12 protein-coding genes are annotated in these 12,277 nt (G+C 53.0%); 2 read left to right on the top strand and 10 right to left on the bottom strand.

Going from position 1 to position 12,277, the window contains the following annotated elements; all coding sequences use genetic code 11:
• Positions 1–125: 125 nt before the first annotated feature.
• The 4 genes from GSF01_RS06715 to lpdA all read right to left on the bottom strand — a co-directional run bounded on the left by GSF01_RS06715 (position 126) and on the right by lpdA (position 5,184).
• Positions 126–1,511, bottom strand: a complete 1,386-nt coding sequence (locus GSF01_RS06715) for a dihydrolipoamide acetyltransferase family protein (protein WP_159882251.1) — start codon at positions 1,509–1,511, stop codon at positions 126–128.
• 95 nt (positions 1,512–1,606) lie between these two features.
• Complete coding sequence (locus GSF01_RS06710) at positions 1,607–2,590, bottom strand: alpha-ketoacid dehydrogenase subunit beta (protein ID WP_159882250.1); 984 nt, start codon at positions 2,588–2,590, stop codon at positions 1,607–1,609.
• Positions 2,590–3,603: a thiamine pyrophosphate-dependent dehydrogenase E1 component subunit alpha gene (locus tag GSF01_RS06705; protein ID WP_159882249.1), complete on the bottom strand. Its 1,014-nt coding sequence runs from the start codon at positions 3,601–3,603 to the stop codon at positions 2,590–2,592. Before GSF01_RS06705 ends, GSF01_RS06710 begins: the two co-directional genes overlap by 1 nt.
• Before the next feature lie 159 nt (positions 3,604–3,762).
• Positions 3,763–5,184 (bottom strand): dihydrolipoyl dehydrogenase, encoded by a 1,422-nt coding sequence (lpdA, locus tag GSF01_RS06700; protein WP_159882248.1) that lies wholly within the window; start codon positions 5,182–5,184, stop codon positions 3,763–3,765.
• Positions 5,185–5,331: 147 nt separating this feature from the next.
• Here lpdA and GSF01_RS06695 point away from each other — a divergent pair, with 147 nt between their 5' ends.
• A complete protein-coding gene (locus GSF01_RS06695; protein WP_159882247.1) occupies positions 5,332–5,613 on the top strand; it encodes a DUF2627 domain-containing protein in 282 nt (93 codons plus the stop codon).
• A gap of 86 nt (positions 5,614–5,699) precedes the next feature.
• On the opposite strand, the gene GSF01_RS06690 is transcribed toward GSF01_RS06695, so the two are convergent.
• The 4 genes from GSF01_RS06690 to GSF01_RS06675 are packed head-to-tail and all read right to left on the bottom strand — an operon-like array spanning position 5,700 to position 8,819.
• Positions 5,700–6,626: a hypothetical protein gene (locus GSF01_RS06690; protein WP_159882246.1), complete on the bottom strand. Its 927-nt coding sequence runs from the start codon at positions 6,624–6,626 to the stop codon at positions 5,700–5,702.
• A complete protein-coding gene (locus GSF01_RS06685) occupies positions 6,596–7,309 on the bottom strand; it encodes a glycosyltransferase family 2 protein (protein WP_159882245.1) in 714 nt (237 codons plus the stop codon). The genes GSF01_RS06690 and GSF01_RS06685 overlap by 31 nt, the downstream gene beginning before the upstream one ends.
• Positions 7,266–8,441, bottom strand: coding sequence for a putative cytokinetic ring protein SteA (gene steA, locus GSF01_RS06680; RefSeq protein WP_159882244.1), 1,176 nt, complete (start codon positions 8,439–8,441; stop codon positions 7,266–7,268). The genes GSF01_RS06685 and steA overlap by 44 nt, the downstream gene beginning before the upstream one ends.
• Before the next feature lie 21 nt (positions 8,442–8,462).
• Entirely contained in the window at positions 8,463–8,819 is a 357-nt protein-coding gene (locus GSF01_RS06675) for a carboxymuconolactone decarboxylase family protein (RefSeq protein ID WP_159882243.1), read from the bottom strand.
• A 196-nt stretch (positions 8,820–9,015) separates the two neighbouring features.
• On the opposite strand from GSF01_RS06675, the gene GSF01_RS06670 reads away from it, so the two are divergent.
• Positions 9,016–9,354 carry a hypothetical protein gene (locus GSF01_RS06670; protein WP_235941321.1) on the top strand — a complete coding sequence of 113 codons (339 nt, stop codon included), beginning with the start codon at positions 9,016–9,018 and terminating at the stop codon, positions 9,352–9,354.
• 790 nt (positions 9,355–10,144) lie between these two features.
• On the opposite strand, the gene GSF01_RS06665 is transcribed toward GSF01_RS06670, so the two are convergent.
• Together GSF01_RS06665 and spo0A are read right to left on the bottom strand one after the other, a co-directional pair.
• Entirely contained in the window at positions 10,145–10,426 is a 282-nt protein-coding gene (locus GSF01_RS06665; protein WP_159882242.1) for a hypothetical protein, read from the bottom strand.
• Positions 10,427–11,382: 956 nt separating this feature from the next.
• Positions 11,383–12,189, bottom strand: coding sequence for a sporulation transcription factor Spo0A (gene spo0A, locus GSF01_RS06660; protein ID WP_159882241.1), 807 nt, complete (start codon positions 12,187–12,189; stop codon positions 11,383–11,385).
• Positions 12,190–12,277 lie beyond the last annotated feature (88 nt).

The raw sequence follows: 12,277 nt of genomic DNA, 5'->3' as shown, positions 1-12,277 counted from the left end.
CGGAAACTTAGCTGGATTGCCTGTACTTTCGTAGGTATTTCTCACTTTAGAAGGTATGGAGTTAAAAAGCCTGCATATTTGCAGGCTTTTTAACTTATCGAGCATCGAGTACTGGCTTCCCCCGATTAATACAACTTGGTTTCCTGATTAAAGCTCTCCAGGTTTTCCTTCACCCGCTGCAGGAAGCGTCCGCAGACGATACCGTCCAAAATCCGGTGATCCAGCGACAGGCAGATGTTCACCATCGAACGGACGGCGATCATATCCTGGATAACGACCGGCCGCTTAACGATGGATTCGAAGGACAAAATAGCCGCCTGAGGGTAGTTGATCACGGGATAAGAAAGGATCGAGCCGAAGGAGCCGGTATTATTCACCGTAAAGGTGCCTCCCTGCATCTCGTCGAGCGTCAGCTTGCCTGTGCGCGCGCGGCGCGTTAATCCGTCGATCTCCCGTGCGAGTCCTGCAATATTGAGCTGATCCGCCTTCTTGATCACCGGGGTCACGAGGAAATCCTCGGTGCCGACAGCCAGCGAAATATTGATGTCCCGCTTCACAATGATTTTGTCGGTCGCCCAGACGGAGTTCATGATCGGATAATCCTTGATCGCGTTGACTACCGCCTTCAGCAGAAAAGCCAGATAGGTCAGATTGATGCCTTCTTCGCGCATAAATTCGCCCTTCAGCTTGTTCCGCAGCGTCACTAGATTCGTCACATCTACCTCGATCATCGTCCAAGCATGCGGGATCTCGGATTTGCTCTGCTTCATCTTGCTTGCGATCGCGTTGCGGATCGGCGTTACGTCAACCAGATACTCGCCCCGACCGGCGAGCTGCTGCCCCTCGACCTCAATGTTAGGCAGCGGCGGATTCTCGGACAGATGCAGTCCGCTCGAGCGTACCGGCATCTTCGGAGGATTCGCGATAAATACGCCTTCATCTGCAGCAGCTTGCGAAACCGCCCGGTTGGCGTCGTCCACGGATTGCGGCCGCGCCATCTGCGGCGTCTGCTTGGCGCCGCCGCCAGCCACGAAGGACTCTACATCCTTGCGCGTGATCCGACCGCCCAGCCCGGTGCCAGGCACGCGGGCCAGATCGATCCCATGCTCCGAAGCCAGCTTCAGCACAGCCGGCGAGAATCGGCCGCCCATGGCGGATGCGCCACCCGACCCTGAGCCCAAGCCTGCGCTTGCCCCCGCTGCCGCGGCTTCCGATCCCGCTGCGGGTGCAGCAGCCGTCGCGTGACCTGCAGTCGAACCGCGTTCTTCAATAAGACAGATCGCCTGCCCGACCGCCGCTGTCTCGCCATCGGCAGCAAGCAGCTCGACGAGCGTCCCTTCGATCGGCGAAGGCATTTCCACGGTGATCTTCTCGGTAATAAGCTCACACAACACGTCATACTGCTCGATATAGTCTCCCGGCTTTTTCAGCCATTTGCCAATAGTGGCCGAGACCAGACTTTCGGCCAAATGCGGAACCTTGACCTCGGTTCCCCTCGTTCTGTCGCTCATTTGACTTTCCTCCCCCAAAGCATCGGCGCTCCGGCTTCATCGCTTTCATGCCGAATCGCCTTGGCAGCGGCCTGTTGGCCGCCGGCGCTCTTGATCTAGAATTCAGCGAGCTTGCGCATCGCTTCTTTGATTTTCTCCGTGTTCAGCAGGTAGAACTTTTCCATGACCGGGTTCATCCCGACCGCAGGCGTATCCGGTCCGCATAGACGCATGATCGGGGCATCGAGATCGAACAGCATTTCCTCTGCGATCAGCGCAGATACCTCGCCGCCCACGCCGCCAGTTTTGTTGGCCTCGTGGATGATGAGCACCTTGCCCGTTTTCCCCGCCGCCTCAAGCACTGCTTCCTTATCCAGCGGCTGAAGCGTACGCAGATCCAGCACGTGAGCGCTGATTCCCTCTTCTGCCAGCTCCTCGGCCGCCTTCAGCGCATACTGAACGGTGATGCCATACGAGATGACGGTAATATCCGTCCCTTCGCGCTTGATCTTGGCTTTGCCGATCGGCACGATGTAATCGTCGTCGGGCACTTCGCCGGTGACGCTCAGGTAGCATTTTTTATGCTCAAAGTACAGGACGGGATCCTCGTCGCGGATGGCGGCCTTAAGCAGCCCTTTGGCATCATAGGGGTCCGAGGGAGCGACGATCTTAAGGCCAGGGATCCCGAAGAACACGCCCTCCGGACACTGCGAATGATACAGCGCTCCGCCGCCGGTAGCCCCGTAGGGCGCACGGATCACGACAGGACAGTTCCAGTCGTTGTTGGAACGATACCGGATGAGCGAAGCTTCGCTAATAATCTGGTTAGTTGCCGGGAACATAAAGTCCGCATACTGCATCTCGGCCACCGGTCTCATCCCGTACATGGCGGCTCCGATCGCAACGCCTGCTATCGCCGATTCGGCAAGGGGGGTATCCATCACCCGCTCCTCCCCGAAGAGCTCATACAATCCTTTAGTCGTATTCAGTACGCCGCCCTTCTTGCCGACGTCCTCTCCAAGCACAAACACATTCTCATCGCGTTCCATCTCTTCTTTCATAGCCGTACGGATCGCTTCGAGATAAGTGATAACCGCCATTACTGTACCCCTCCCCGATCACCGTATACATGGAGCAGCGTATCCTCAGGCGCCGGATGCGGCGCCTGCTCCGCATAGTCCGTCGCTTCGATCAGTTCTTTTTTGATCTGAGCGGCCAGTTCTTCTTCCTGCTCCTCCGACCAGATGCCGCAGTCGATCAAATAGTTGCGGAAGCGGGGAATCCCGTCGAGCGCCCGGTTCGTTTCCACTTCCTCCTTGGTCCGGTATAACAGGTCATTGTCTGACGTGGAGTGGGGAGAGAGCCGGTACATGACAGCTTCGATCAAAGTAGGACCCTCGCCGCGCAGCGCCCGCTCCCGCGCTTCCTTCACGACGCGGTACACCTCCAGCACATCCCGACCGTCCACCTTGACTCCAGGAAAACCATAGCCCAGGGCACGCTCGGCTATGCTTCCCGCCGTCTGCTTATGCAGGGGAACCGATATCGCATACTGATTATTTTCGCACATGAAAATAACCGGGAGCTTGTGAACGCCCGCAAAGTTGCAGCCTTCATGGAAGTCTCCCTGGTTGCTCGACCCGTCGCCGAAGGTAACGAAGGAAACAAATTCCTTGCGCTTCATCTTCGCGCTCAGTGCGAATCCGACCGCATGAGGCACTTGAGTCGTCACCGGACTGGAGCCTGTAACAATATTCAGCTTCTTGGAGCCGAAATGCCCGGGAAGCTGGCGGCCTCCGCTATTCGGATCCTCCGCTTTGAGGAAAACGGACAGCAGCAGATCCCGCAGCGTCATCCCTACGGTAAGCACAAAGCCATAGTCGCGGTAATAAGGAAGAAAGTAGTCCGTTCCTTTCTTAAGGGCATAAGCTGCCGCGACCTGCGCCGTCTCCTGTCCGATTCCCGATACGTGGAAAGCGATCTTCCCGGATCGTTGAAGCAGGAAGCAGCGCTCGTCGAACATGCGCGCCTTCAACATGTATGTGTACATCTCGATGACTTGTTGATCCGTCAGTCCGAGCTGTTGATGCTTAAGTTTTTGTCCGATGGACATGGGGCGACCGCCTCCTTGAGTTATCGTTGGCTCTTCTCAGGCAGAGCTGATCATATTGATCCGTCAAGTGCAGCCGTTATTCTTATTACCTGGTGCTAATACTTGACGCTATAAGTATATTATAAACGGATTCGTTTCTGAACACAATTTTTAGTTAAGCTAGAAGCTGATCGACTTGCCGTCCACCGCAAGCATCGCTTCTCCGAGAATTTCGGATAGCGTCGGGTGGGGATGGATCGTTTGTCCGACTTCCCAAGGCGTTGCCTGAAGCAGCGACGCAAGCGCAGCCTCGGAAATATAGTCGGTCACTTGAGGGCCGATCATATGTACGCCCAAAATATCACCGCTCTCTTCATCGGCGACAACCTTGACGAACCCGTCCGTTTCGCCCAGCACCCGGGCCTTCCCGAGTCCCTGAAAAGCCAGCTTTGCCGTCTTCACCTTGCGTCCTTGATCCCGGGCCTGACTCTCGGTATAGCCGATGCTTGCTACCTCCGGTCTCGAATAGACGCAGCGGGGAACCTGATGGGCCGGTGTTGAGTGAGGAGACTGACCGGAGCCGTGCTCGGCCGCCACGATGCCTTCATGCGCCGCCGCATGGGCCAGCTGCAATCCGCCGATGCAGTCGCCGACAGCGTAAATATGCGATTCCGCCGTCTGCATATTCGCATTTACCTTAATAAAGCCGTTCTCCACCTTCACGTCAGTTGCATGCAAGCCGATATCCTCGATATTGGCCTGCCTGCCCACGCAGACAAGCACCTTCTGAACCTGCAGCTCTTCCTGCTCCTCGCGCCTTTTCACGGAGAGCTTGACGCTGTCCGGCTCGCGAACGACCGTGTCGGTCAATACGGAAGTGCCCGTGCGAACCGTAACTCCGCGCTTCTTGAGCAGACGCTCCAGCTCGCGCGATACTTCCTCATCCTCTGCAGGCAGCAGCCGCTGAGCGAATTCTACGATGGTGACCTGCACGCCGAAGTCGCTGAGCATCGATGCCCATTCGACGCCAATCACGCCTCCCCCGACAATCAGAACGGATTCGGGCAGCTCTTCCATTCGCAGCGCCTCGTCGCTGTTCAGCACGCGTATGCCGTCCGTCTCAAGGCCCGGGAGAACGCGAGGGCGCGAGCCCGTCGCGATGATCAGCTTGTCCGGCACCATGTTCAGAATCTCTCCGTCCTCCTGCTCGATCGAGACGGTCCCGCTGCGAGGTGAAAAGATGGAAGGCCCGATGATTCGGCCATTGCCTTGAAATACCGTTATTTTATTTTTCTTCATCAAGAATTGCACCCCTTGGTACAACTGCTCGACGATCGCTTGTTTACGTTCGGACACCTTTTTATAATCAACGCGGACCCCTTCGGCCTCAATACCGAACCGCTCGCTTTCCTTCATCAACGCAAACAGCTCGGCGCTGCGCAGCAGGGCCTTGCTCGGGATACATCCTTTGTGCAGGCATGTTCCACCGAGCTTGTCCCGTTCGACGATCGCTACGGTTTTCCCTAGCTGAGACGCCCGAATTGCCGCCGTATAACCGCCGATTCCACCGCCCAGCACGATCGTATCAAATGTTTGTGACATCGCAAACCCTCCCGACTCCATGATTTTCTTATTGTAACCTTATTCGGCAGCGGAAATATAGTCCATTTTGTGAAATGGCATGAATTCCGCATCAAAATATGATACGTTAGAGTGAAAACGCCATCGCCATTTTAAAAGGAGCTGCCCATGAAAGCCGTCATTCAACGTTTCGTCGCGATGCTGCTGCTCGTGATCCCCGGCCTGATGGCCACCTATGGATTTCTCGCTATGAAGGATGCCTGGTTCGCCCAGTTTGAGGTGTCCGGCGGTTCCGGCAGCATTCTTTGGTGGAAGCTGCTGCTCGGCATCGTGCTGTTCGGGCTGGGAGTAGCGTTCATCGGGGGCTGGATTTTTTTCCGCGACCGCAAGCGCAATTACGTGGCTCCCCGCTTCCGCCAAAAACGCAAAAAAAGGCAGACACCGGAATAAGGTGCCGCCTTCGGGGGTGCCGAAGCTTTCCCTCCCTTCAGGGAGGGCTTTTTGCCGTTGTTTCGATACTTCGTTTCCTTGCAAGCTCACACGCCGCCCTTCTTCGATCGCCCGAATTCGTCCACCCAGTGCAGCAGCCGGTTACGCTCGATGAGTGCCGTCAGCGAGAATTTGGCCGTATACAAATGAAACAGCAGGAGGAGCAAGCAGATCAGCGATTGGAACAAGGCGGAAGAGGTTGAGATCAACGCGACGCCTGCCGTAAAGCCAAGCAGGTTAGCCCCGGTATCGCCCAGCATCAGACGGCGCCTCAAATCCGGGATGAGCAGTACGCCCGCCCCGATCGTCGCCGGCCAAACACCGGCTAGCCACATCGCGTTAGCCTGGCTCCCCCCTCTGCCTTCCCAGGCAGCCCATACCGCTAGGGCAAGGACCGTTAGCAAATAGCCCTTACACGCCCGACCCGGCCTCAAGTCGAGCAGATTCACGCTATTGGTAGCCAGCATCATCAGCAGCACCTGCATAGGAACGAGCAGAAGCGCATCCAGAGAGCCGGATGCTTGCGGGAGCAGCACCAAGATCGCCCCCACTGCAGCAGCCAGCACCTTGACTCCCCCGGTCGTCAAGGTTCGAGAGCGGCTCCATTCGCCCAGGTGACCGCGCAACCCCTTAATGTCGTTCACGCCGACCAGATCGTCGAGGAGCCCGGCGGCCGCCACGAGGGATGCCGCTGCCAAGAAGTCGGCTGGCGCTGACAGATCCGAAGCTGGGAGCAGACAGCGACCTATCGCATATCCTGCTGCCAGTATGGCCCATACGAGCAAGCCTCCCGCGGTCGGCACTTGCTCGCCCCGGTAATTCGCTCGGGTCAAGCCATGGCTTCTGGCAAAGCGGAGATAGGCCGGAACGCCCCATCTTTCAGCAGACGCCCCGAGTACGGCCAGCGCAGCTATGACGAGCCAGACGGCTTCTTCCCTGCCGCTTAGCACACCGGCGCTCTCCAGCAATGCCACAGGGTACGGCCTACGGCCAAAAACTGCTTCCCCCGATGCATCCAGCCCGACCAGCTCCTGCCGGTTTCTCGATGCAGGAAGGGCACCTCCGTCTCGTGGATGCGGTACCCGAGCTTAAGCAGGTCGACGCACATGCCGACCTCTACGCCGAAGCCTCCATACTTCCGCTTCAACGCCTGCAGCGCCTGTGCCCGGATAGCGCGCTGTCCGGATAAGGGAGCTTTGACCTCGCAGCCGGTCAACATCCGTATCCCCTTGGCCGCAAGCGCTCTAACCAGACCAACGCCGCCTGTCCCGGGGGAGGAGGTCAGGCTGGCGACGACCATATCCGCTTCTCCTTGGATCACAGGCTCCAGCAATAACGGGAAGTGCTTGGCGGACAACCCCAGGTCCGCATCCAGGAAAATCAGCACGTCTCCACTCGACTCTCGCCAGCCGGACTCAAGCGCGGAGCCTTTTCCCATTCTCCGCGGATGCCGAACTACCTTGTCCGCCCAGGGAAGAGCGGATTCGGCGGTCCCGTCCCAGCTGCCATCATCCACGACGATTAGCTGGTAATCGACCGGTACAGAAGGAGCTTGCTTGCTAAGGGACATTTGCTTGCGCAGCGCCTTAAGCGTCATGGGCAGGCAATCCGCTTCATTCCAGGCGGGGACTACGATCGTAACTTTCAATGGGATCATATATCGGCTCCTTTCTTCGGCCGCCAAGGATGTTCGCGAGACGCCTCCCGAGAATAGACGGCCCAATCCCGCGATAATTCCCTCTGCTACTCGGAGGTACGCCAAGCAGGCCGCTGATTCCTCTGGCATCCACAAGCTTGCTCCCGATCTTCATGCGGACCAGCCAGGAGCTGCCCATCCCCTGCCTTCCTTTCGCCAGAAAATCCTGCATATGTGCATGAAGCCCCACGCCCACGATCAACGAGCAGCCCCCGTCGAACGCCAGCAGCAGGGCTGCATCCTCGCTCGTGCCTCCTGAGCAAAGCACCCGTGCTTCGGAACCCTGACCGGCCGCTTGCACACGCGCCATACCCGGCGTCTCCCCGCTGCGGTATCCGTGCACGACCAGCTCAGCCCCGCACCCGAGTGCCCGGTCGGACACGCTATCCATGTCTCCGACTATCAGATCCGGTATCCATCCGTTATCCAGCAGCGCATCGGCGCCTCCGTCTACCCCGATCAGTACCGGCTTGACCCTTTTCATATAAGACTTGAGCGCTCTCAGGTCACTCTTGTAACCGCCGCCTCGAGCGACCACGAGCGCCTGTCTTCCGCGTAAACCGACACGCAGCTTCAAGCTTTCCATCGGGAAGGGCGACAACCAATATTCCTTTTCGAGATGCGCATAGCGCAAGGTATTGTCGATGAATCGCGAAAGATTGGCCAGCTCTTTATCAAGGGCGTGGCTGTTCATCCTGTGCCAGCTATGGCGGGTAAACCAGCGGCAAGGCAGCCAGCCCGTGCCCAAGTCGATTCCATCATCCGATAAGCTTGCATAGGAAGCCGCGCTTAGGATGTCAAAGGCATCGGGCGACGTCTCCACGATCGGAATGCCCGCATCGAGGAGCTTCAGCGGCGCTGTCGTGGGGAAAGCTCCCGACATGGTCATCCCCGTATTAACAACAGCCGCCGCGCCTGCCTCCATAAGCCCCTCCGCCGCCAGTTCATCCAGATTATCATGATGAATAACGGCGATCGCACCCGGCTCCAGCTGCCGGATCAGATTCTTTGTACTCCGGTGAGCCTGCACTTTGCCCTTAATCCGAATGCCCCGGTGCTGTTCGGGCCAAGCAAAGGTTTCCTTCCCCAGCATGGTTTCACCTCCCGCCGGTTGCTACTGCATCCCGGCCGTAAGACTTTCAAGCGCCTGCTGCACGCGTGTTGCCCCTTGCGACAGGATATGGCCGCTTCCCACCGCCGAAGCAACGGCCGAAGCTTCCAAGATTTCCTGCTTGGTTGCTCCTTGAGTATAAGCTTCCTGCACATGATAGTAGGTGCATACCTCATTATTGGCAAACAGACTGATACCGAGCGCGATCAGCTGCTTTTGCTTGGCATCCAATGCGCCGTCTTTCAAGCAAATGTTTGTAAATTGATCGTATGCCTCCACCATAGTGGGCATAAGTTCTTTCATATGCCCGACTCCGAGCTTGTAAGAGTCGACCTTGCGGTCCAGATCCGCTGATGGCATGTCCTTGGCTCCTTCCATTCGACAGCCGTCTGGCAGACTTCCGGGCTGTCATCTTACTCTTACATTGCCCATGCCAAAAGACTCGTATGCAAGTAAATAAAAATAAAAAAATAAGAAAGCACTTACAAAATTCTACACCTTCCGAGCAAAACCATATGCTATAATGAGGCTTATTCCAACGCAAGGAGTAGAGTCCATGCAGAAAATTTGTCAAAAAATTGTTCGTGTTCAGGACGGTCTGATTACGGAAATTTATGATGGCTTGATCTATCGGGACTTCCAAGACAATCACAGTGCTATCAAGGAACTGCTGATGGACGATGTCGGCTTGGACTTCGATGGGATCCTGCAAACTTACGAGAAGTTGATTTATGACATGGCCTGCGCCAGCGTGGAGTTTAGAAGCCAAATCATGAGAAGACTTCCTGAAGGGTGGATGGATTGGGCGCATAGCTGCTATCGGGAAGAGGAGGAGATGGCGGTAGCCGAGACGGCCGTTGCTACGCTTCCCGGCTCTTCCGGCCTTCGGAAGTAGGCTCCAGCGATTAAAGGCTTGATGGCATCGATCAAACGATAGTGAAACAGCCCGTCAGAGTTGTTATACAACCTAACCAATACCGCTCCTTGATCGGATGACATACCGTCCAGGAGCGGTTATTGGTTATTTCCTAGTGCTGGATTGGCTATATGACTCGAAATGTTTAGGTCATGTTTCAATAGACTTATTACATTATTTTCAATATAATATCAATAAAGGAATTTTCAATTGTTTAACTGAGGGCTCTCTCATAACGATATTATGCTGCCCCATCACCGAACTCGAATGGCCTTTGGCCAAATCTAATCGAAGGAACATGGTAATTATGAAACGAGGTTATACGGACCTGAACAGTACGGAGCAGAAATTACAGAAGATTTCTATCATCTCTTTCAGCTTACAGTTCGGTCCCATATTTGGATACTCACTAAACAAAGAAATGTATTCTATCTGGCTATTACTTACCTTTGTTGGCAGCATTTCTTTAGTAGTCAAATCAAGGTGGATCAGACAGGAACTTAGAACTAAGATTATCATTTGTGAGATTATTTTGACTACGGCACTAATCATATGGATTTTCTCAGAAGCAATCCTATTGCCCATGATTTTAAAACAACTCATCTTTTTTATTGTTTTTAGCGTAGCGGCTCACCCCTATTTCCAGCTGCTGTATGACGGTAAACTTGCGATAAAAAATGCAGAGTCGAAATAACTACTGCCGATAAAATAAAACCAGTTGCTGTTTGCCGCAACTGGTTTTCATGTATTAAATCTTAGTTTTCCGTCATTACTGTTTTTTCATATTTTTTTGTATGAAAGATCTTAATTGACTCTCAAAAATTTGACTTAATACTCCTGCTATTCCTGCAAAAATACAAAATGTACTCCATCCATGATTCGCTGATAAGTCTATTTGATAAGTGTCGGGAGTAAAAGATCCTGCGTGTGCCAACTGGAAAACAGCATATCCTATTTTTGGCATGAGTACTTCAATCGTATTTGACATCACCCGAATTAAGATACCTACAAGGATAAATAAAAAAGAAAATACAAGGGTTACTTTTCGCATTTTTCCGCCTCCTTTTAGATTTACTAGATTACCTAGGGTGTATAGCCAATGACTGATATTTTGAAACTTATAGGGGAACAAATCAGAGAGCATCGTAAAGCCATCGGTCTCAGCCAAGGTGGCAACTTGGAATTGAACTAAGCCAATTGGTTGACATATTGCATCGATTATTCCAGACATACAAAGAATCGGCCGATAAGTAATAGAGGCTGATTTTTCACTTTGACAACGCATCCTAATTCAGTTCATCTTAAAATTAAAAAAAATAATAGAAAGCAGGTCATGTTTGATAATGGATATTATTTTCGGAGTTGTAGCTTTCATATTCATGCTATCTTTTCTTACTACCCTACGTACGATTGTTCAGAAGGAAAATGGTGGTACACTTACATTTTTTACAGCATTGATGTTCGGAACATTGCTTTGGGTGATTATGTATATATTTGCCCGATCAAGCTAACAGCAACAGTCAACCATTTATATATTTAGAACAAGATTCTTAGATGTTTCTTTCTCGACTTCGTACAAATAATTGAAAAATACTTTAATATTACTAACGTAGTTAGCAATGGTTGTCCTTGAAACTTCTTTCTTGAAGTAATGTTCTGCTTTCGGGGTGATTCTTTGCCTTGGACTCCTCTTTGTGGACAACAGTGTATTTGCCGCGTTCTCTGACATACTTGATATATTGTCGGATATGTCCAGATATGGCTAAGATTCTTGGATGAACAGTAAATCATGAAATTAACCAATTGAAACTCATGTCAGTCACAAGAAAAATACCGCATTTCATCGGATTTTAGAAACCCAATAAATAAGCGGTATTTGTTGGTTTGCTGCTCAAAAGTTTATCGGTATGAAAACGGCATTTTCGGATATTAGTCGCCGAAATTGGACTGGCTGGATGCCATTTCCAAAACCCGAATTCCCTTGCAGTTGCTCTACTCCTTACCCTCTCAAGACACCTTATGCTCAATCCTTAACTTATCCGCCACCATCGCGATAAACTCACTGTTCGTCGGCTTCGATTTACTAATGTTAATCGTATACCCGAACAGGTGGCTGATGCTGTCGATGTTGCCGCGCGTCCAGGCGACTTCGATCGCGTGGCGGATGGCGCGTTCGACGCGGGATGGCGTCGTTTTGTATTTTTCGGCGATGGCTGGGTAGAGTGTTTTGGTGATGGCGCCCAAGATCTCGATATTGTTGTACACCATCGTGATCGCTTCGCGCAAATATTGATAGCCCTTAATATGGGCGGGAACGCCGATCTCGTGGATGATGGTCGTAATGTTCGCATCCAGGTTTTTACCCTTAGGGAGCTGCACGATGTTGGCTTTCATGGAGATTTGCGAGCTCATCATCGGCATGGACGACTGGGAAGTATTCACCAGCTGCCGGATCCGGTTGGTCAGAATCTCCATATCAAACGGCTTGAGAATATAATAAGAAGCCCCGAGCTGGACTGCTTTTTGCGTAATATTCTCCTGGCCAAAAGCCGTGAGCATAATGATTTTGGGCTGCGGATTGAGATCCATTTCACGCAGCTTCTCCAGGACTCCGAGTCCATCCAAGTGAGGCATAATAATATCAAGAATCAACACATCGGGAACCCGGCCGCTCTGTTCGATTAATCGAAGCACATCATTTCCGTTATAGGCTACCCCGGTAACTTGCATATCTTCTTGTTCATCGATGAATTCAGACAGCAGGTTCGTAAATTCACGGTTATCGTCAGCTAAAAGAACTTCAATGGTTTGCAACGGCAAGCACTCCCTTCATTTGAGGCAATTAACTTTAGCATTATTTACCTAATATATGAATTCGACAGTCCGCTTTAAAATCCTTCTG

Source organism: Paenibacillus puerhi, from assembly GCF_009846885.1.
GTDB lineage: Bacteria > Bacillota > Bacilli > Paenibacillales > NBRC-103111 > Paenibacillus_G > Paenibacillus_G puerhi.
The sequence above is the reverse complement of the archived record's forward strand: the minus strand, read 5'-3'. Positions and strand labels throughout refer to the sequence as shown.